The following is a 20011-nucleotide window of genomic DNA, read 5'->3' as shown; positions in this document are numbered from 1 at the left end:
CCTGTTGCACGTGGAGCTCCTCAAACGTCTGATTTGTTTGGGAGTCAACCCTCATCGGAGAGAAGCACTGGCCCAACCTCCCCCCCCCCCCCCCCCTCCCCGGGGGGGCCCCGGGCCTCCCCTTCACCCGTACCACGACCTCTTGGACCCAGCGTGAAGAAGATCGTCAAGTCCGCCCTCCTGGCGCTCCTGGGCGGGGCCGGCCTGAGCCTGGCGGCTCTGGTGCTGTCCATGATGTACGCGATGTCCCGGGACGGTTCGGTCAGCGTGCCGGGCCTCATCGACTACGTGCAGACCGACGCCCAACTGAGCATGCAGCCCTCCGGGTACTTCCCGCTCGTCATCGTCGCGCTGGGTGTCGCCTGCTTCCCGGTGGCGTACGGCGCGCTGTCCAGGAAGCGGGGTGACGGCCATGCCGCCCGCTGACTCCGCCGTCGTCGAGAGCGTCTCCGCGCCCGCCCGCGCCGAGGACCCTCCGTACGAGATCCCGCTGGCTCTGGAGGGCCTGAGCAAGCGGTTCGGGGGTCGCCACGCCCTGCGCGACGTCACCGTGACCATGCCCGCCGGCGCCGTGTGCGGACTGGTGGGAGCCAACGGAGCCGGCAAGTCCACCCTGTTGCGCTGTGTCATCGGGCTGACCGAACCGAGCGGCGGAACCGGCCGGGTCTTCGGGGAGCAGCTCGGCACCGACTCGGCGAAGCGCCTGGTGTCGTACGCGCCCGACGAACTGCCCATGCCCGACATGCTCACCGGACACGAGTACCTGGGTCTGATCGCCGGTCTGGAGGACCGCCCGCGGGACCTGATGCGCAACGCCGAGCGGCTGGCCGAGATCTTCGGCATCGACGGCGCCCTCACCAAGCTCGTCGGGTCGTACAGCCACGGCATGAAGCGGCGGCTGCAGTTCGCCGGAGCCTTCAGCAGCGACGCCCCGCTGCTCATCCTCGACGAGCCCTTCTCGGGCCTCGACGTCGAGGGCTCCGTGCTCCTGCGGCTCGCGCTGCGCACCTGGACGCGATCCGGACGCTCCGCGCTGGTGACCATCCACGACCTGCACACGGCCGAACGCGAATGCGACTTCATCGTGGTGCTGTCCGACGGCCGGCTCGTCGCGCAGGGCGCTCCCCGATCCATCAGCGAGGCGGCCGGGACGTCCACGCTCGAAGCCGCGGTGCTGTGCCTGAGCGGTCTCGAGAACGTCTCCGAGACCGCGGACGACATCTTCGCCGAGCTCATGGGCCCGGGCTCATGACGGCCGCCCCCGTACCCGCCGGCGCGCGCGGGCCCCACCTCGCGTCCCCGCGGCCCTCGAACCGGCGCTCCCTGCGGCCCTCCCTCGCCATCGCCGGGGCGACCGCGCGGTCCCAGCGCAACACCGTGCGCCAGATGCTGCACCGTTCCCCGGTCATCACCTCGGCCGTCCTGCTGGCCCTGGTCGTGTTCGGGCTCGCCATGGTCGCCTTCCAGGTCCAGGCCCTGGCCCCGCTGGTCCACGAGCAGACCCTCACCGCCCTCCAGGACCGCCAGCTGAAGGAGGTCAACCGGGCGGCGCTCGCCGGCATGGCGGCCGCGGCGTCGGGGGCCACGCTGATCCTGGACATCCTCGGTCTCCAGCCCGCGGGCGTCCGCGTCCTCGCCGTCTCCAAGGGGGTCGGCCGCTGGAACCGGGCCCTGGGCGAGCTGATCCCCCCGTACGTCCTGGCGATGACCGTGGCCTCCTTCCTGGTCGGCCCCGTCACGGTGCTGTCCCTCACACGCGTACAGGCCACCGGCGGCACCGGCTTCTGGCTCGCGCTCGCCGTCGCCCTGCTGTTCACCGCACTCACCGCGCTGGTCGCCACCGTCACCACGCTCGCCGTCCAGGCCCTCACCGCGCTGGTCATGCGGTCCTCGAACGACGCGCTCGGAGTGAAGTCCGTCAGCGCCTCCCTCTGCGGCGTCCTCCTCATCACCGGGATCGGTCTCGTCCTCGCCGGCCGCACCTGGGGCCTGTACGTCCTGTGTCCGCCGCTGGCCGTGACCGGAGGCGTCCCCGAGACCCTCGCCGGCGTGCTCCTCGCGGTGATCGCGGGACTTCTCTGGGGCGTGCTCTGCGCGTACGTCCTCTCCTTCGCCGGCACGACCGCGCGCAACAACGAGAGCGGCGCCCCGTGGCGGCTGGGCTTCGTCCGGCTGCCGGGACGCGGCGCCCGGACGGAGGCGCGCCAGCTGCTGCGCGACCCGCTGTACATCTCCGCCACGTCCGTCTCCCTGGCCGCCGCGGCGGCCATCGCGGTCCTGTACCACCTCGGCTATCTCCAGGACGCCACGGCCTCGTTGCTCCTGCTCGCCGTCTGCGGAATCTCCTCCCTCATCACCGGTCTCGCCCCGTTCCGGCTCGCCGGGAACGCCTGGATCTACGCCATCCACCCCCGCGGCTTCTCCCGCTGGGGCCGGCAGAACGCCTTCGGGGCGATCGCCGCCGGCCTGGCCACCGTCGTCGCCGTACGCGTCGTCAGCCTGGTCCCCTTCGAGGCGGGCCGGGATCTGGTCATCCTCACCATGGCGCTCGCCGGGAGCGCGCTGAGCGTGCTGTACGGACTCGCCACGGTGACCGCCGACTTCGCGGAGAAGCGGGTGACCCTGCTGGTCAGCGGGTTGTCGAGCGGAGCGACCCTGGGGGCGCTGTTCTGGCTCGCCTCCTCGGTCGACGCGCTCTCGACGGCCGCGGCGACCGCCGCCCACTGGCTGCTCGTCAGTGCGGCCGCCCTCTGCGCGGTCCAGCAGGTGATGCGGGTCAAGGACCGTGACTTCGCCCGGACGGCGGAGCGGTGATCCTGCTGCGCCTGGTGCTGGTCGCCCTCGTCCACGGCCGCAGGCCGATGGCCTGGCTGGCGCTCGCGACCGGGCTGATGCTGGTGTGCGTCTGGCCGGCGGGCTGGACGTTCCGGCTCTTCGTGCTGGCCGGGTTCGTCGCCGTCCCCCTCAGCGTCGTCGTGCACGAGTACGGCCACGCCCGGACGGCGCTCTTCCTCGGGGCCCGTGAACTGCGGGCCGAGTGGCGGGGCGGCTCGATGGCGGTGTCGCACGACAGCCTCGGGGCGGCGCGGAACCTGGCGGTGGCGCTGGGCGGACCCGCGAGCTCGGGAGCCGTCGGCGGAGCCTTCGTGACCGTCGGTCTGCTGTACGGGTGGCAGCCCCTCGTCCTGCTCGGCGCGATCGTCGCCTTCCCCGCCAGCACCCTGATCCCGCCCGGTCACGACGGACGAACGTGCCGCCACCAGGCCCGCGAGTGGCTGGCCGCCCGGGTGCCGACCGAGCGCGAACCCGCGGCCTGAGCGGCCCCCGCGACCGGGGCGCGGCGGAGTACGCGGGTCCCACGGCGGAGTACGCGGGTCCGCACGGCGGAGTGCGCGGGTCCGCACGGCGGAGTGCGCGGAACCGCGCGGCGGAGTACGAGGGCCGCACGGCCGAGTACACGGGTCCGCTTCGGCCGACGGGCGCGGAGCCGTTTCGGCCGCGGGCGCGGTCCGGCGCCAGCACAGAGGGCCCGTACGTGTCATCCGGCACGTACGGGCCCTCGTCGGCGTTTCGAGCGCCGTGACGACAGGACTACTCGACGACGAGCTCGACCTGGATGTTGCCGCGCGTGGCCTTGGAGTAGGGGCAGAACGCGTGGGTCTTCTCCAGCAGCTCGCGGCCCGGCTCGCCCTGGAGGTGGTCCGGGAACTCGGCGCGCATCACGACCGCGAGGCCGAAGCCGCCGTCCGTCTCGTCCTTGCCGATGGAGACCTCGGCGGTGATCGAGGCGTCCGCGATGTCGATCTTCTCCTGGCGCGCCACGAGACCCATCGCGCTGGCGAAGCAGGCGGCGTAACCGGCGGCGAAGAGCTGCTCCGGGTTGGTGCCCTGGCCGTTGCCGCCGAGGGCCTGCGGGTGGGCGAGGGGGAGGTCGATGTGGCCGTCGGAGCTGACGGCGCGGCCCTCGCGGCCGTTGGCGGTGGCGACGGCGGTGTAGATCGCGTTCATGGGTCCTCGTTTCCCTGTGCGGTCGGGGTCTGGGAGAGACAGTAGCGTGCAATTCAGTTGTGCACAACTGAATCGTCCCCCATGAGGTGTCCCGTACCCTGGGAGCCATGGAGACGCTCGACACGAACCGGGACGAGGACTTCCTCCGCCTCGACCAGCAGATCTGCTTCTCGCTGCACGCCGCGACCCGCGCCTTCAACGGCGTCTACCGCGCCGCGCTCAAGGACCTCGGGCTCACCTACCCCCAGTACCTGGTCATGCTGGTGCTCTGGGAGCACGGCGAGCTGCCGGTCAAGCGGATCGGCGAGCACCTGCGCCTGGACTCCGGGACGCTGTCCCCTCTGCTCAAGCGCCTGGAGGCGGCCGGATACGTCGAGCGGCGCCGCTCCGCGGAGGACGAGCGCTCCGTGACCGCCCGCCCCACCGAGGCCGGCACCGCCCTGCGGGAGAAGGCCCTCGCCGTGCCCCGGCGGATCGCCGCCGCGACCGGAATGGAGCTGGAGGAGATGCGCGCCATGCGGGCCCGGCTCAACGAGCTGGCCCTGCGGCTCGACAACGTCGACCCGGACGACCTCGCCCCCTGCGAGTAGGGCCCTCTTCGCGCGGCACCCGCCAGTGACGTGATCCGAGGCTGTGGCGGCCGCAGGCGGTGGTGGCCGAGGGCGGTGGCGGCGGTGAGCGGTGGCGGTCGGGGACGTGGCGGCCGCAGGCGGTGGCGGCCGTGGGCGTGGCGGCCGTGGCGGGGGAGAATGTAAGGATCCGCATCCAGCCTGACTCCTATACTCCGACCATGCCCTCCCTCGCCATCCGTCGCGCCACCGCCGACGACTCACGTCGGCTCAGCCGGCTCGTCCGGAAGTCCGCCGCCTATCGCGGCGACTACGCCTCGATGGTCGACGGCTATGTCGTCGGAGGGAGCTACATCGAGCACCACCCCGTCTTCGTCGCCGTCGACGAGCACGACCGCGTCCTCGGGTTCTACGCCCTCCTCCTCGACGAGACCGAGCTCGACCTCGCCTTCGTCGCCGACGAGGCGCAGGGGCGGGGCATAGGGCGGCTCCTGATGGAGCACATGACCGCACAGGCCCGTGCCGCCGGGCTCACCTCCGTACGGGTCGTCGCGCATCCGCCCGCCGAGGACTTCTACCTGCGGACCGGAGCCCGCCGCACCGGGACCGTCGAGCCCGCGGGCCGGATCCACTGGGCCAGGCCCGAGCTCCGGTTCGACGTCGCGTGAGCACCACCGGAAAGGCCGAACAGACCGACCGCCGCCGCGTCTTCGCCGACCTCACCCCGCTCCGTACCTCCGCGCACTACCGCCGTCTCTGGTTCGGCAACACCGTCTCCTGGGTCGGCCAGGGCATGACCGCGCTCGCGGTCTCGCTCCAGGTGTACGAGATCACCCGCTCGCCGTTCTCCGTCGGGCTCGTCGGGCTGTTCTCCCTGGTCCCGCTGGTCGTCTTCGGCCTCTACGGCGGCGCCGTCGCCGACACCGTCGACCGCCGCAGGCTCGGACTCGCCAGCGCCACCGGCTCCGCCGTGCTGTCCGCCGCCCTCGCCACGGCCGCGTTCGCCGGCTTCCACCAGGTCTGGTTCCTGTACGCGATCGTGGCCCTGCAATCCGTCTGCGCCGCGCTCAACTCGCCCGCCCGGACCTCGATGATCCCGCGCCTGCTGCCGGCCGAGCAGCTGCGCGCCGCCAACGCGCTCAACTCGATGACGATGACGTTCGGCACGCTCGTCGGCCCGAGCCTCGGCGGCCTCCTCGTCGGCGTCGGCGGCTTCCAGACCGCGTACCTCATCGACGCCGTCGCCTTCTCCGCCGCCCTGTACGCGATGTGGCGGCTGCCCGCCATGCTCCCCGAACGGACCGGCACCAAGAGGGCGTCGGTCCTCGACGGCCTCCGCTTCCTCGCCACCCGGCCCAATCTGCGCATGACCTTCTTCTCCGACTTCTGCGCGATGATCCTCGCCCACCCTCGTGCACTGTTCCCCGTCGTCGCCGTCCTCTGGTACGACGGCGACGCCACCACCACCGGACTCCTCGCCGCCGCCCCGGCCGCCGGAGCGCTCCTCGGCGGCGTCCTCAGCGGCTGGCAGGGGCGCATCCACCATCACGGACAGGCGATCCTGCTCGCCGTCGCCTGCTGGGGCACCGCGATCGCCGTCTTCGGCCTCACCCGCAACCTCTGGCTCGGGCTCCTCCTGCTCGCCCTCGCCGGCTACTCCGACACCGTCTCCATGATCTTCCGCAACACGATGATGCAGGTCGCGGCACCGGACGAGATGCGGGGCCGGCTCCAGGGCGTCTTCATCGTGGTCGTCGCCGGCGGACCTCGGCTCGGAGACTTCCTCGCCGGCTCGGTCGCCGACCTGACCTCGCCCGCCGTCGCCGTCACCGGAGGCGGCATCGCCTGTGTGCTCGCCATCGGTCTACTCGCCCTGTACGGGAGGGAATTCCGCCGGTACGACGCACGTCGTCCCACGGCCTGAGCTGGCGGTTGGCCGCCACGGCACATAGCCGCCAGGCCGTACGGTATTCAACGGCCTCCGTCCGGACCAGACTCCTCGCGGCGCCCGGAACCACCCCTTCCCCCGGGTGCCGAGGAGTGCGTCGATGATCAGACCTTCCGTAGGAGGAAGGGCCGGGCTGCTCGCCGCCGGCATCTCCCTGATGCTGCTCACGGCAGGGCAGACCGCCGCTGCCGGGGGAACCTCCGCCCCCGCCGTACCCGACACCTTCACGGGCGCGGCCGGCGCGAGCGCGACCGTCACGCTCATCACGGGCGACCGCGTCACCGTGACCGAACTGGGCGGCGGCCGGAAGACCGTCACCGTCGACCGGGCGAAGGGTGCCACCGGAGCCGTACGCAGCGAGATCTCCGACGGCCGGATCTCCGTCGTCCCCGACGAGGCCCGCCCCTACCTGGACTCGGGCGTCCTCGACCGCCGGCTCTTCGACGTCAGCGGCCTCATCGAGCAGGGCGTCACCGACGAACTTCCGCTGATCGTCACCCACGGCAGGGGGGCGCGGGCCGCCGCGCCGCGCGGCACCGAGACCGTCCGCGACCTGCCCAGCATCGGCGGCTCCGCGGTGGAGGCGACCGACCCGGCCGCGTTCTGGCGGTCGTTCACCTCGCCCGCCACCCGCTCCGCGGGCGGCAAGGTCTGGCTGGACGGCAGGGTCGAGGCGGCGATGGCCGAGTCCAACGCCCAGATAGGCACCCCGAAGGCGTGGGAGGCGGGGCTCACCGGCAAGGGCGTGAAGGTCGCCGTCCTCGACACCGGCGCCGACCTCGGCCACCCCGACCTGGCCGGCCGGGTCGCCGAGTCCAAGTCCTTCATCGAGGGCCAGGAGGTCGCCGACCGCGACGGCCACGGCACCCACGTCGCCTCCACCGTCGGTGGCAGCGGCGCCGGTTCGGACGGCCTTGAGAAGGGTGTCGCGCCGGGCGCGACCCTCGCCGTCGGCAAGGTCCTCAGCGACGAGGGCTCCGGCACCGAGTCGCAGATCATCGCCGGCATGGAGTGGGCCGCCAAGGACATCGACGCGAAGATCGTCTCGATGAGCCTCGGTTCGCGTGAGGGCAGCGACGGCACCGACCCGATGGCCCAGGCCGTGAACACCCTGAGTGCCGAGACCGGCGCCCTCTTCGTCATCGCCGCAGGCAACAGCGGCGCCCCCGGCACCATCGGCTCGCCCGGCGCCGCCGACTCCGCGCTCACCGTCGGCGCCGTCGACGAGGCCGACCAGGCCGCCTACTTCACCAGCCAGGGACCGCGCTTCGGCGACCAGGCGCTCAAGCCCGACCTCTCCGCGCCCGGCGTGGACATCCTGGCCGCCCGCTCCCAACTGGCGTCCGGCACGGGCCTGTACACCTCCATGAGCGGCACGTCGATGGCGACCCCGCACGTCGCCGGCGTCGCCGCGCTGCTCGCCGAGAAGCACCCCGACTGGACCGGCGCGCAGCTCAAGAACGCCCTGATGTCCTCGTCGAAGACGCTCACCGACTCCGCCTACGCCCTCGGCGCCGGCCGGGTCGACGTGGCCGCCGCCGTCGCCGCGAACGTCACCGCCACCGGCTCCGCCGACCTCGGCTTCCTCTCCTGGCCGTACGAGGAGAACAAGCCGGTCACGAAGACCGTGACATACACCAACCACTCGGGCTCCGCTGTGGAGTTGAACCTCGCCGTCGAGGGGATGCCCGCGGGAGTCGCGACCCTCGCCGACACCACCCTCACCGTCCCGGCCCACGGCACCGCTGAGACCACGGTCACCGGCGACGGCACCAAGGCCCCCGTCGGCAACGCCTCCGGTCGGATCGTCGCCTCGGCCGGCGGTACGCCCGTCGCACACACCGCGCTCGGCCTGGTGAAGGAGGAGGAGCGCTACAACCTCACGATCCACGTCAAGGACCGTGACGGCGCCCCCGCCCCCGCCACCGTGATCGTCAAGCAGCTCGCCGAGGGCCGGTACGACCCGTTCCCGGTGGCCGTCGGCGACTCGGGCACCGTGGAGCTGCGGCTGAAGCCCGACACGTACACCGTCGACACCTTCCTCGACGTGCGTGGCTCCAGGGGCAGGGACTCCCTCGGCCTCGGCTTCCTCACCGACCCGGAGATCGTCCTCGACCGCGACCGCGAGATCACCCTCGACGGAAGGCAGTTGAGAGAGATCCGGGCCGAGGTCGAGCAGCGGACGGAGACCCGCCAGCTGCTCATGGAGTTCGACCGTGACGCCCACGGTGCCTCCTACGGCGGCGCGGTCCAGGTGCCGATGACATACGACTCGATCTTCGCCGCCCCCACCCGCGAGCCCGCCCACGGCACCTTCGAGTACCGCACGGTCTGGCGGCTCGGCAAGCCGCTCCTGGAGGCGAGCGCCGACGGCGACCGGCTGTCCGAGGCCACCGTGCAGGCCGGCTCCAACATGCTCGAAGGCCGCCACCGGCTCGGCGTCGTCGACGCGGGCACGGGCACGGCCGCCGAGTACGCGGGCAGGAACGTCAAGGGCAAGGCCGTCCTCGTCCGGGCCGGCGCGGTCCCGAACACGGAGCTGGCCCAGAACGCCCAGGACGCAGGCGCCAGGGCGCTGTTCGTCACCGACGACCGGCCCGGACGGCTGATGTCCTGGTTCGGCACCGCCGAGTTCGAGGACCGGCAGATCGCCGTCGCGACCGTCGACGCCGCCGACGCGACACGGCTCTCCCGGGCGGCGAAGCGCGGCAAGCGGATCGACCTGACCGGCACCCGGTTCACCCCGTACACCTACGACCTCTCCGAGGGGCACCCGGGCGCGATCGGCAAGGACCTCGTCTTCCGGCCCGACCGGGACGAACTGGCCACCATTCGCTCCGCGTTCCACATGCCCACGGGCCAGAAGGAGCTGGGCGGCGAGTTCCGCTACTCGATCACCGACACCTTCCCCATCGGTTTCGGCTTCAAGGAGCACATCGCCTTTCCGGCCGAGCGCACCGAGTACGTCTCCACCGGCACCGGCCAGGGCTGGCACGAGTCGGTCGACCTCGCCGACTCCCTGGAGCAGCGCGGAGGCGTCAACTCCTACCGGGGTGGCGGCACCCGGTCGCTCGACTGGTTCGAGCCGGTCTGGCACCCCTGGCTCGGTACCGGACTCGGCTGGGGCCAGCAGCGGGTCGGGAACGACCTGAGGTTCAACACCCCCGGCTGGGGCGACTCCGGCCCCGACCACACCGGCTTCGGCAACGTGTGGGGCGACGACTCGATGACCCAGTTCACCGAGGTGTACGCCAACGGGACCCGGGTCGACCGCAGGATGAGCTCCGGCGCCTACGCCTGGGACGCCCCGGCGGAGGAGGCGACCTACAAGGTCGTCACCGACACCACCCTCGACCCGGCGCGCTGGCGGCTGTCGACCAAGGGCCACGCGGAGTGGACGTTCCGCTCCGAGGAGACCCCTTCCGACCGATCGACCTTCCTCCCCCTGATCAACCTCGGCTTCGATGTCGACACCGACCTCAAGGGCGACGTACGCGGCGGGAGCCGGGTGTCCGTAGGGATCTCCGCCGAGTACGTGAAGGGCGCGATCGACACCGGCAGGCTCGGTGGCGGCACGCTGGACGTCTCGTACGACGACGGCACGACCTGGCAGAAGGTGGCGCTGAAGAAGTCGTGGGGCGGCGCGTCCTGGACGGGTGAGCTGCGGGTGCCGGACGACGCGCAGTACCTCTCGTTCCGGGCGGGTGCGTCCGACGACCGCGGTGGCTCGGTCGAGCAGGAGATCATCCGGGCGGTCGGGGTGAAGTAGCCCCGGAACCACCGGACAGGGGGAGTCCCGGCACGGCGCGGAGCCGTGCCGGGACTCCCGTCCCCCGGCGCTCACCCGCCGCGCGTCACGATCCCGCGCACGATTCCCAGCTCCACCAGGTCCTGGGGCCGCAGCCGGAGCTGGTCGGCGGTGGCCGGGGCCTGGTCCTCCGGCCTCTTGAGGATGGCCGAGGCCAGCTCGGGGGCGATGACGGAGAAGTAACTGTCGGGCGTGGCCCAGGTGTTGCCCGGCGCGGCCAGCGCGAGCGCCCCTCCCGAGCCGCCCTCGCCGACCAGGAGCGAGGTCACCGGGACCCGTGCCTCGGCGACCGCGGTGAAGGCGTCCGCGATGGCCGGTCCCGCTCCGGCCCGTTCGGCCCCGGCGTCGTTGGCGGCGCCCGGGGTGTCGATCAGGGTCAGCACGGGGATCCCGAGCCGGTCCGCGAGCCGGATCAGCCGTGCGACGGTCCGGAAGCCCGCCGGGCGCGTCGCCGACCCGTCCTGCGCGGCGTACGCGACCGGCCGCCCCTCATGGAGGCCGAAGCCGCACTCCACCCCGGGGTCCACGCCGCCCGCCCGGTCCCCGCGCAGGGCGGCCCGCGCCGTGAAGTAGGCGTCCAGATAGGCCCCGGCGCGAGGACGGTCGGCGGACCGGGCCCGTACGACGGCCTCCCAGCCGCTCCCGGGCGGCGCGGCCTCGGTGAGCGCCCGGGGCGGAGGGGCGGGTGTCGAGGCCGACCGGTGCGTGCCGTCGGGCAGGCCGACGGCCGGGGCACCGACGGTACCGCCGGCCGGTGCCCCGAGCGGCGTCCCGGACCGGTCGCCGGGCTCGGGCCCGGACGGTTCGCCGGGCTCGGCCCCGGACTCGTCGCGGGGCTCGCCGGCCGTCAGCAGACCCAGCCAGAGCGAGAGCGTCGTCCGCAGCTCCTCCGGCGCGACGAGCGCGTCCACATGCCCGTGCTCCCACTGGCTCTCGGCCGTGTACGCCGCCGGGTCCGCGTCCCTCGGACGGACCCGGGAGCCGGCGAACGCCACCTGCGCGGCGGGCAGGGCGAGGACCACGTCCGCGCCCGCGCCGACGGTCGCCCAGCCACCGCCCGTGGACGGGTCCCGCAACACCGTGACGTGGGGCACGCCGCCCTCCCGTAGCCGTACCGTCGCCTCGGCCACACGCTGGAGCTGGGCGAGGGCGATCATGCCCTCCTGCATCCGGCTGCCGCCCGTCGCCACGAGCGACACCAGCGGGGTCCGGTCGGCGAGCGCGGTCCGGTACGCGGCGACGAGCCGGTCTCCGGCCGCCTGCCCGAGCGAGCCGCCGAGGAAGCCGAACTCGAAGGCGACCAGGACCACCGGGCGACCGCCGATCGTCGCCCTGCCGTACAGGACGGACTCCTCCTCGCCGGTCCTCGCGGCCGCACGCGCGCGTGCGGCGTCGTAGCCGGCCCAGCCGATCGGTCCCTCGGGCGGCGGCGGCGCCGGGGAGGCGGGGTGCGGCAGCGGTGTGAAGTCACCGGAGACCAGCGCGACGACCTCGCGGGACGTGAGGCGCTCAGCCATGGAGGGCCTCCGGGAGGGCCTTCTTGAGCAGCTTGCCCATGTCGTTGCGGGGCAGCGCCCGCAGGAAGTGGACCGTTCGCGGGCGCTTGTGCGGGGCGAGGAGCCCGGCGACATGGTCCGCCAGCTCCCCGGCAGTCGGCGGCCTCTCCACGTCGGCCGGCACCACCCAGGCCACGATCCGCTCCCCGAGATCGGGGTCCGGCGCACCGGTCACCGCGGCCTCCAGGACCGCCGGATGGTCCAGGAGCGCGTTCTCGATCTCCCCGGCGCCGATCTTGTATCCGCCGCTCTTGATCAGGTCCGTGGCCTTGCGGCCCACGATCCGTACGTACCCGTCGGGTTCGCGGACCGCCATGTCGCCGGTGCGGAACCAGTCCCCGTCGAAGGCGGCGGCGGTCGCGTCCGGCCGGTTCAGGTACGCGGTGAACAGGTTCGGGCCCTTGACCTGGATCTCGCCGACGCTCTCCCCGTCGTACGCCCGCAGCTCCGTGCCGTCCTCCTCCACGAGCCGCAGCTCCACGCCCCTGAGGGGGAGCCCGACGGAGCCGGGGCGCGGGCGGGAACCCACGGGGACGCCGGTGTTCATCAGGGTCTCGGTCATGCCGTACCGCTCGATCACCGTCCGGCACGTCGCCGCCGTGATCCGCTCGTGGTCGTGGACCGGCAGAGCCGCCGAGCCCGAGACCAGCAGCCGCGCCCCGGCCAGCGCCCGTACCAGCTCCGGATCCTCACCGAGAGCGTCCGCGATCCGGTGGTACATCGTCGGTACGCCGAACAGCATGGTGCCGCCGCCCGCGCCCAGCTCCCGCGCCACGCCCTCGACGGAGAACGCGCCGAGGTGCCGCACCGATCCGCCGCGCCGCAGCGGCCCGAGGATCCCCAGGATCAGCCCGTGGACATGGAAGAGCGGCAGCGCGTGCACGAGCACGTCGTCCTCGGTCCACGCCCAGGCCTCCTCCAGCGCGTCGAGGGAGGAGGCGATCGCCCGGTGGGAGAGGACGACGCCCTTGGGCGGTCCGGTGGTGCCGGAGGTGTAGACGATGAGGGCGGCGGTCTCGGGGTCGTCGGGCTCCGCGCCGGAGAAGGCGAAGGCCGCGGAGATCGGGGTGTGGTGGGACACCGCCGTCTCGACGTCGATCCGGGGCAGTTCGGCCAGTCCCGCCGGGAGCACGTCGTCGGCGCCCGCGAGCACGGCACCCGGGGTGCTGTCGCCGAGGATGTGCGCCAACTCCCTCTCACCCGTACGCGGGTTGACCGGGATCGCCGGAACGCCGGCCAGCAGCGCGGCCACCACGCCGACAGCCGTCCCGGCGGTCGGCGTGGCCCACACGGCGACCCGCCCCGCGCCCAGGATCCGCGTCGCCAGGGCGCCGGCCGCCTTGCCCAGTTCCTCGTATGTGAGCGTCTCGGCGCCGAAGCGCAGTGCGGGCAGGCCCTCACGGGTCTTCAGGGCCGGGAACAGCGCGTTCAAGGGTCGTCCTCCTCGCGTAGCGGGATGCGAGAGGCATTCTTCCCCCGCCTCAGGGGCAGCGCGCCGAGACCTTGCTCACCTCCGGACTGCCGCCGCCGTCCCCGGTCGGCCGGAGCGTCCGCATCCGCCCGTACGCGTACACGCGGCCCGCGAGCGCCAGGCCCCTCTTCGCGGGCGGGAACCAGGAGTTGACCAGCGGGATCCCGATGGCGAAGGTCGTGCCGCCGAGACCGAGGAGGAAACCGGCGGCGAGCATCGCGGCGTACGAGTTCCGCGCCGGGATCAGCAGCAGCACGGGCACGATCGTCAGCGCCGACACCAGGGGGAACATCACCTTGGCGCCGTAGCGGTCGGTGAGCGTGCCTGCCGGGATCCGGCCGAGGGAACCCACCAGGACCGGGATGGCGACGAGCAGTGACTGCTGGAACGAGCTGAGGTTCAGCCGGGCCCCGTAGTCGGCGGCCAGCGGCGCGATCAGGTTCCACGCCCAGAAGGTGAGCGCGAACCCGATCGTCGCCATGACCAGATTCCGGTAGGCGGCGCCGGAGGGCTTCTCGAGGGTGTCCACGTGATCAGTCAAGTCCGCGGGGAAGGGCGGGGCGCGCCTGATTGGGCCGTACGGGGGCAGGGCCGGGGCCGCGGACGGATCCGCTACGGCCAGGCGACCGTCGTCGGCGGCCGGCCGTCGTCCGCCACCACCAGATGCGGCCCCTCCCGGGTCGCCGCCACCTCGACCGTGATCGCCGTGACGCCCGGCCGGCGGTGGGCCGCCGCGAGCGCGCCGCGCAGGGTGGAGAGGAGCCGGTCGGCATCGGCGGGCTCGACGAGGGTGTCGACCGCGCCGGAGAAGTGCACCGAGGGCTGGAAGCCGAGCAGCGCCGCCGCGCCGCCCGTCTCGCGCAGGACCCGCCCCCGGAACGTCGCCGGCGCGTCGGCGGGCGGCTGCTGGAGGGCGAAGATGGCCGTCCGTACCTCCTGGATGGTGGAGTCGAGCTCGTCCACGGCCCGTGCGAGCAGGGCGCCCTCCTCGTCCGGCACGGCCGGGTCGTCCGCTTCACGGGGGCCGGTGTCCGCCGCCCGCCGCCGGGTCGACTCCAGCATCATCTCGGTCGCGAAGAGCCGCTGGACCACGAGATCGTGCAGGTCACGGGCGATCCGGTCACGGTCCTCGTAGACCGCGAGCCGCTCCCGGTCGTGCTGTGCGTCCGCCAGGACCAGCGCGAGCGCCGCCTGGGAGGCGAACTGCGAGGCGAGCAGCCGTTCCACCGCCGTGTACGGGCGCCCGCCGCGCCGCCGGGGGAGGGCGAGGGTCCCGATGAGCCGGCCGCCGCTCTGCAGCGGCAGCATCATCGACGGCCCGAACCGCGACCGTACGTGCGTCGTCATCCGCGGATCGGTCGCCGAGTCGTCGACGAAGACCGGCTCCCCGGCCAGCAGTTGCTCCAGGACCGGCGAACCCGGCGCGATCGTCGTACCGACCAGGTCGCCCGGGTCGTCCATCGTCGACGCCGCCACGATCTCCATCCCGCCCTCCTCGGTGGGCTGGAGGACGACCCCCGCCGAGGCGTCGGCGAGCAGCCGCGCCCGCTCGGCGACCGTCATCAGCGCGTCCGCCGCCGGCTCCCCGGTGAGCAGCGCCGTCGTCACCGCCGCCGCGCCCTCGATCCAGCGCTCGCGCTGGCGCACCGTCTCGTACAGCCGGGCGTTGCCGATGGCGATCCCGGCCTGCGAGGCGAGGACGCGCAGCATGGCCAGGTCCTCGTCGGTGAACGGGCCGCCGTGCTTCTCGGTGAGGTAGAGGTTGCCGAAGACCTCGGCGTGGACGCGGATGGGGACGCCGAGGAGGGAACGCATCTCGGGATGCCCCTCCGGCACTCCTCCGGAGCGCGGATCGGTCGTCAGATCGTCGAGCCGCATCGGCCGGGGGTCCTGGACGAGCGCGCCGATGAGCCCGCTGTGCCCGTCGGGCAGCCGCGGGATCCGCTGCCGCTCGGCCTCCGTCATCCCGGCGGTGAAGAGTTCGGTGAGCCGGCCGCGCTCGGGGTCGACGACGCCGAGCGCTCCGTAGCGCGCTCCGATGAGTTCGATCGCCGAGTCCACGATGTGCTGGAGCGTGGCCCGCAGTTCGAGGTCGGTGCCGACACTCAGGACGGCCTGGAGGAGGAACGGCAGGCGGGAGGCCGGTTCGTCGTCCTTGTCCATGCGTGACATGGGATCACTGTCCTGCGGACCGGCGGATCACGACGGTCAGTGGGCCTCGGCCAGCGGGTCGAGGATCATCGGCTGGATCTTGCCCTCCAGCATCGCCCCGAGCCCGAGGATCGCGCACACGTCGGGGCGTTCGGCGATGTGCACGGGCATGCCGGTCGCCTCGCGCAGCATCTGGTCGAGGCCGGGGAGCAGCGCGCTGCCGCCCACCATCATCACGCCGCGCTCGGCCAGGTCGGCGACGAGGTCGGGCGGGCAGTCGCGCAGGATCTTGCCGATGCCGTCGAGGACGGCGGTCAGCGGGGTGTGGATCGCCTGCCGCACGGCGGCGGTGTCGACGGTCACCGAGCGGGCGAGGCCGGTGGCCACGTCGCGGCCGTGGATCTCGGTGTAGCTCGGGCCCTGGAGCGTCAGGCCGTTGCCTCTGAGGGCGAGTTGCAGGGGCCGGACCGACTGGCTGGGCAGCATCAGCTCGTGCTGGTGGCGCAGGTGCTGGATGATGGCGTGGTCGATGGCGTCACCGCCCACCGGGATCCGTTCGGCGGTCACGATGGAGCCGAGCGAGAGCACGGCGACCTGGGTGGTCGCCGCCCCGCAGACCATGATCATGGTCGCGGTGGGCTGCTCGACGGGGAGTCCGCAGCCGACGGCCGCCGCGATCAGCGTGTCGACCAGCTCGACCCGTCGGGCGCCGAGCCCGACGAGGGTCTCCACGGCGGCGCGCTGGGCGAGCGGGTCGCTGTCGTGCGGGGTGCTGGCGGCCGCGCGCAGCCGGGGCTTGCGGCGCAGCTGGCGGCGGAGCTTCTCGCCGAGGAGGTGACGGAGCATCCGCTGGGCCATCTCGATGTCGACGACGGTGCCGCCGGAGACGGGCCGCATGACGCGGATGTAGTCGGGGGTGCGGCCGGTCATCTTCTCGGCGAGGGCGCCGACGGCGATCAGGGCGCCGGTGCGGGTGTTCACGGCGGCGACACTGGGTTCGTCGACGACGAGCCCGGCGCCCTTGACGAAGACCCGGGTCCGGGCGGCTCCCAGGTCGACGGCGACATGGCAACGGCGCAGCTGCTCAAGGCTGACGGTCACGGCAGATCCTCCGGAGTGCGGTGCTGGCACGGAGCGAGGCATGAGCGCTCAGGCGCTCTTGTTCGCATCGTGCGACCGCCACACCCCCGGCGCGCGCTGGGCTGAGCCGCCCGGGGGTGCGCCTCCGCCTGACGGCGGCTCAACGGGTGCATGGGGGAGGGCGCGGCACGGGTACGCACGGTGGCGGGTGCGCACGGTGGCGGGTGCGCGCGGCGCGGCGGGTGTTCGCGGTGGCGGCCTCCGGTCAGAGGAGACGTTGGAGCAGGCCCCAGGTGAACTCCGCCGCGCGGGGCGTGCCGTCCGGCAGGGTGAAGTCGAGACGGAGGCGCGTGGGCGCGCTGCCGTCGCGGGCCCGGGCCGGTGGGAAGGCGTTGCCGACCTCGGCGAGGGTGCAGCTCCACGGCCGCAGGTCGGCCTCGCCGCGCAGCTCCGGCACCGGGGCGCCCGGCGCGCGGACCAGGCCGCTGCCCCAGACCGCCGCCCGCGCCCCCACCATCACCTGCCACCGCAGTTCCGGCCAGAGCTGAAGCTCCCACTCCAGCAGCTCCGCAGCCGGCTCCGGGACCGGACGCCGCGCCACGGGCTCACCCAGGACGGACCTGTAGCGGGCCAGTTCGCCCGGGCCCCGGCGGCCGTGCGCCCACGCCTGCCAGCGGCGGTTCGCCTCACGCGACTCGGCCCTGGTCGCCCCCAGTTCCCGGAGCGCGTCCTCGACCAGGTCCGGCTGGTGGTCGGCCATACGGCGCAGCAGGACGAGCTGGAACTCGCGTGGCCCGAAAGGCTCGGACGGTGTCATGAGCCCATCCTGCCCGAAGCGGGAGATTCACGACGACACGCCGCCGACCTGGGGTTTCCTCACAGGATCCTCACGTACTCGCCTACCTCAGGTGTCCCGCCGACACATACTCTGCGGCAGCCATGGACTACTGCCACCAGTGCCGACGGCACCTCAACGGCGCACTCGCCTGCGCCGGATGCGGGACACCCGTCGAGGAGCTGCGGTACGAGACCCCGCAACCGGCCGCACCCCGCGCGGTCGCGGCCGAGCGTGTCGAGTACGTCGAGCACGGTGCGCGTGGGGAGCACGGGGAACGGGCCGAGCACGTCTACGAACTGGACCCGCTCGAACCGCCCCGCGCGACCTCGCGGGGCGGCCGGGCCGCCGCCCGCCGTGGTGCCGCGCCGTCCGGGCGGGCCGGTGCCCGCCGCAGCCGGCGCGCGCGCAGCCGCAAAGGACGCAACGTCGTGGTGGGCACCCTCGGCATCGTCCTCGCGGCGGGCGCGCTGAGCATGGCCAGGATGGCGCTGGAACCCCCGGGCGAGGGCGGCGCCGCCACCGCCGTGCAGGAGGCGGAGGCCGTCGAGACCTCGCTCCCGCCGCTGCCCTCCGAGACCGCCCCGCCGACGGGCGGTACGACCCCGGTCCGCGTCACGACGTCCGCCGCGCCCCGGGACACGGACACGCCCGCGCCCGGCCACACAGGCATACCCACCGCCGGATCCGGATCCGGCGGGTCGGGCTCCGGCGGGTCGGGCTCCGGCGGGAGCGGGCGCGGGAGCGGGCGCGGGGCCGGGTCCGGGAGCGGGGGTGCGGGTCCGCAGGGCTCGGACGGCGGCCAAGGCGGCCCGACGAGCGCCCCGCCGACCGGTTCGCCGTCCGCGCCGCCGGCCGGCCCCTCGCCGACCGTCACGAGCAGCGGCGGCCCGACCGCGACGCCGCCGGGCGAGCCGCCGGCGCCGACCACCCCGGCACCCGAGCCCAGCCCGAGCTGCTGGTTCTGGATCTTCTGCTGAGCGATTCGGTCGCGCTACGGCCGGTCCGCGCCCAGCATCCGCTTCAGCAGGTCCCGCAGGAGTGTTCGCTCGACGTCCGTGAGCTGTCCCAGAGGCTCGCGCGCGAAGTCCAGCGACTCCCCGAGCCGGCGAGCGGTGTCCACCCCCTCCGGTGTCGGCGCGGCCAGCTTGACGCGGCGGTCGGCGGGGTCGGGGCGCCGCTCCACCAGGCCGCGCGATTCGAGGCGGTCCACGATCCCCGTGACGTTCGACGGCTCGCACTGGAGTTTCTGGGCGATTTTCCGCATCGGAACCGGCTCCAGGGAGAGGAGTCCGAGGACACGGGCCTGGGCGCCGGTGAGCGAGTGCTCCGAGGCCGCCTGCTCGTACTCCTGGTGGTACCGCGCCACGACCGCGCCGATCAGCTCGACGACTTCGAGGGTCAGGGGGTCTGTGCGTGAGGTGGCCATGGGGTTCATCGTACCCAGATACTTGACAACATGAAATATCCAGGAGCATGGTTGTTTCAGGTAGTGAAGTAATTTTCTGTTCCAGGAGGCAGTGCTGATGTCCGTTCTTCCCGCGTCCAACCGTGAGTGGCACCTCGTCGCCCGTCCGCACGGCTGGCCCACCCCCGCGGACTTCGCGCTCCGTGAGACCCCCGTCACCGAGCCCGCCGAGGGCCGGATCCTGGTCAAGAACCTGCACTTCTCCGTCGACCCGTACATGCGCGGCCGGATGAACGACGTGAAGTCGTACATCCCCCCGTTCAAGCTGGACCACCCCATGGACGGCGGCGCGGTCGGCGAGGTCGTCGCGTCGAACGCCGAGGGCTTCGCCGTCGGTGACCACGTCCTGCACGGCCTCGGCTGGCGCGAGTACGCCGACGTCCCCGCCCAGCACGCCACCAAGGTCGACCCCGGCCTCGCCCCCCTCTCCACGTACCTCGGCGTCCTCGGCATGACGGGCCTCACGGCCTACGCCGGACTCTTCGAGGTCGCCTCCTTCAAGGAGGGCGACGCGGTCTTCGTCTCCGGCGCGGCCGGCGCCGTCGGCAGCCAGGTCGGCCAGATGGCGAAGCTCAAGGGCGCCTCGCGGGTCATCGGCTCCGCCGGCTCCGACGACAAGGTCAAGCTCCTCGTCGAGGAGTACGGCTTCGACGCGGCGTTCAACTACAAGAACGGCCCGGTCAAGGACCAGCTGCGCGAGGCCGCCCCGGACGGCATCGACGTCTACTTCGACAACGTCGGCGGCGACCACCTCGAAGCCGCGATCTCCTCGCTCAACGTGCACGGCCGCGCCACCATCTGCGGCATGATCGCGCAGTACAACGACACCGAGCCGGTGCCCGGTCCGCGCAACATGGCCATGATCATCGGCAAGCGGCTGCGTCTCCAGGGTGTCCTCGTCGGCGACCACTACGGCATGCAGCAGCAGTTCGTCGAGGAGGTCGGCGGCTGGCTGCGCTCCGGCGAGCTGAAGTACGGCGAGACCTTCGTCGAGGGCATCGAGAACGGTGCGGACGCCTTCCTCGGGCTGCTCCGCGGCGAGAACACCGGAAAGATGATCGTCTCGCTGACCCGTTAGTCTTCCCTCAGCCGTCGCGATCGTGGGCGCGAGTCGCGG

17 protein-coding genes and 1 pseudogene are annotated in these 20011 nt (G+C 73.1%); 10 read left to right on the top strand and 8 right to left on the bottom strand.

Features of this window, described 5'->3' with window-relative positions; genetic code table 11:
* The first annotated feature begins 153 nt into the window (after window positions 1-153).
* Genes ACFUJR_RS16625 through ACFUJR_RS16610 form a run of 4 tightly spaced genes read left to right on the top strand, consistent with a single transcriptional unit; the run spans window position 154 to window position 3317 of the window.
* Complete coding sequence (locus ACFUJR_RS16625) at window positions 154-426, top strand: hypothetical protein (RefSeq protein WP_361434901.1); 273 nt, start codon at window positions 154-156, stop codon at window positions 424-426.
* Window positions 413-1252 carry an ABC transporter ATP-binding protein gene (locus ACFUJR_RS16620; protein WP_383170358.1) on the top strand — a complete coding sequence of 280 codons (840 nt, stop codon included), beginning with the start codon at window positions 413-415 and terminating at the stop codon, window positions 1250-1252. Before ACFUJR_RS16625 ends, ACFUJR_RS16620 begins: the two co-directional genes overlap by 14 nt.
* Window positions 1249-2814, top strand: coding sequence for a hypothetical protein (locus ACFUJR_RS16615; protein ID WP_383170360.1), 1566 nt, complete (start codon window positions 1249-1251; stop codon window positions 2812-2814). Before ACFUJR_RS16620 ends, ACFUJR_RS16615 begins: the two co-directional genes overlap by 4 nt.
* Window positions 2811-3317, top strand: coding sequence for a hypothetical protein (locus ACFUJR_RS16610; RefSeq protein ID WP_383170362.1), 507 nt, complete (start codon window positions 2811-2813; stop codon window positions 3315-3317). The genes ACFUJR_RS16615 and ACFUJR_RS16610 overlap by 4 nt, the downstream gene beginning before the upstream one ends.
* Window positions 3318-3591: 274 nt before the next feature.
* Here the strand turns inward: ACFUJR_RS16610 and ACFUJR_RS16605 are convergent, their stop codons facing one another.
* The gene (locus ACFUJR_RS16605; RefSeq protein WP_352190772.1) at window positions 3592-4008 is read right to left on the bottom strand and encodes an organic hydroperoxide resistance protein; all 417 of its coding nucleotides are present in this window, start codon (window positions 4006-4008) and stop codon (window positions 3592-3594) included.
* A 107-nt stretch (window positions 4009-4115) separates the two neighbouring features.
* On the opposite strand from ACFUJR_RS16605, the gene ACFUJR_RS16600 reads away from it, so the two are divergent.
* The 4 genes from ACFUJR_RS16600 (at window position 4116) to ACFUJR_RS16585 (ending at window position 10294) form a co-directional block, all read left to right on the top strand.
* Window positions 4116-4598 (top strand): MarR family winged helix-turn-helix transcriptional regulator, encoded by a 483-nt coding sequence (locus ACFUJR_RS16600; protein ID WP_383170364.1) that lies wholly within the window; start codon window positions 4116-4118, stop codon window positions 4596-4598.
* A 200-nt stretch (window positions 4599-4798) separates the two neighbouring features.
* Window positions 4799-5245, top strand: a complete 447-nt coding sequence (locus ACFUJR_RS16595) for a GNAT family N-acetyltransferase (RefSeq protein WP_383170366.1) — start codon at window positions 4799-4801, stop codon at window positions 5243-5245.
* Window positions 5209-6501, top strand: coding sequence for an MFS transporter (locus ACFUJR_RS16590; protein WP_383170372.1), 1293 nt, complete (start codon window positions 5209-5211; stop codon window positions 6499-6501). The genes ACFUJR_RS16595 and ACFUJR_RS16590 overlap by 37 nt, the downstream gene beginning before the upstream one ends.
* 124 nt (window positions 6502-6625) lie before the next feature.
* Entirely contained in the window at window positions 6626-10294 is a 3669-nt protein-coding gene (locus tag ACFUJR_RS16585; protein ID WP_383170367.1) for a S8 family serine peptidase, read from the top strand.
* A gap of 71 nt (window positions 10295-10365) precedes the next feature.
* Here ACFUJR_RS16585 and ACFUJR_RS16580 read toward each other — a convergent pair whose 3' ends face one another.
* The 6 genes and pseudogenes from ACFUJR_RS16580 to ACFUJR_RS16555 all read right to left on the bottom strand — a co-directional run bounded on the left by ACFUJR_RS16580 (window position 10366) and on the right by ACFUJR_RS16555 (window position 17408).
* A complete protein-coding gene (locus ACFUJR_RS16580; RefSeq protein ID WP_383169000.1) occupies window positions 10366-11850 on the bottom strand; it encodes a carboxyl transferase domain-containing protein in 1485 nt (494 codons plus the stop codon).
* A complete protein-coding gene (locus tag ACFUJR_RS16575) occupies window positions 11843-13321 on the bottom strand; it encodes an acyl-CoA synthetase (RefSeq protein ID WP_383169003.1) in 1479 nt (492 codons plus the stop codon). Before ACFUJR_RS16575 ends, ACFUJR_RS16580 begins: the two co-directional genes overlap by 8 nt.
* 151 nt (window positions 13322-13472) lie before the next feature.
* Window positions 13473-13841 (bottom strand): annotated as a pseudogene (locus ACFUJR_RS16570) (MFS transporter); the annotation flags it as partial.
* Between the two features lie 131 nt (window positions 13842-13972).
* Window positions 13973-15532 (bottom strand): GAF domain-containing protein, encoded by a 1560-nt coding sequence (locus tag ACFUJR_RS16565; protein WP_383169006.1) that lies wholly within the window; start codon window positions 15530-15532, stop codon window positions 13973-13975.
* A 36-nt stretch (window positions 15533-15568) separates the two neighbouring features.
* Window positions 15569-16612 carry a rod shape-determining protein gene (locus ACFUJR_RS16560; RefSeq protein ID WP_383169009.1) on the bottom strand — a complete coding sequence of 348 codons (1044 nt, stop codon included), beginning with the start codon at window positions 16610-16612 and terminating at the stop codon, window positions 15569-15571.
* Window positions 16613-16856: 244 nt separating this feature from the next.
* Window positions 16857-17408 (bottom strand): hypothetical protein, encoded by a 552-nt coding sequence (locus ACFUJR_RS16555; protein WP_383169012.1) that lies wholly within the window; start codon window positions 17406-17408, stop codon window positions 16857-16859.
* A gap of 122 nt (window positions 17409-17530) precedes the next feature.
* Between ACFUJR_RS16555 and ACFUJR_RS16550 the strand changes: the two genes are divergently transcribed.
* Window positions 17531-18406: a hypothetical protein gene (locus ACFUJR_RS16550; RefSeq protein ID WP_383169015.1), complete on the top strand. Its 876-nt coding sequence runs from the start codon at window positions 17531-17533 to the stop codon at window positions 18404-18406.
* Window positions 18407-18420: 14 nt separating this feature from the next.
* Here the strand turns inward: ACFUJR_RS16550 and ACFUJR_RS16545 are convergent, their stop codons facing one another.
* Window positions 18421-18855 (bottom strand): MarR family winged helix-turn-helix transcriptional regulator, encoded by a 435-nt coding sequence (locus ACFUJR_RS16545; protein WP_383169018.1) that lies wholly within the window; start codon window positions 18853-18855, stop codon window positions 18421-18423.
* 97 nt (window positions 18856-18952) lie between these two features.
* Here ACFUJR_RS16545 and ACFUJR_RS16540 point away from each other — a divergent pair, with 97 nt between their 5' ends.
* Window positions 18953-19972, top strand: a complete 1020-nt coding sequence (locus tag ACFUJR_RS16540; RefSeq protein ID WP_383169021.1) for an NADP-dependent oxidoreductase — start codon at window positions 18953-18955, stop codon at window positions 19970-19972.
* Window positions 19973-20011: the final 39 nt, after the last annotated feature.

The sequence above is a fragment of the Streptomyces sp. NPDC057271 genome, assembly GCF_042668715.1.
Taxonomy (GTDB): Bacteria; Actinomycetota; Actinomycetes; order Streptomycetales; family Streptomycetaceae; genus Streptomyces.
This window is presented reverse-complemented; position numbering and strand designations above follow the sequence as displayed.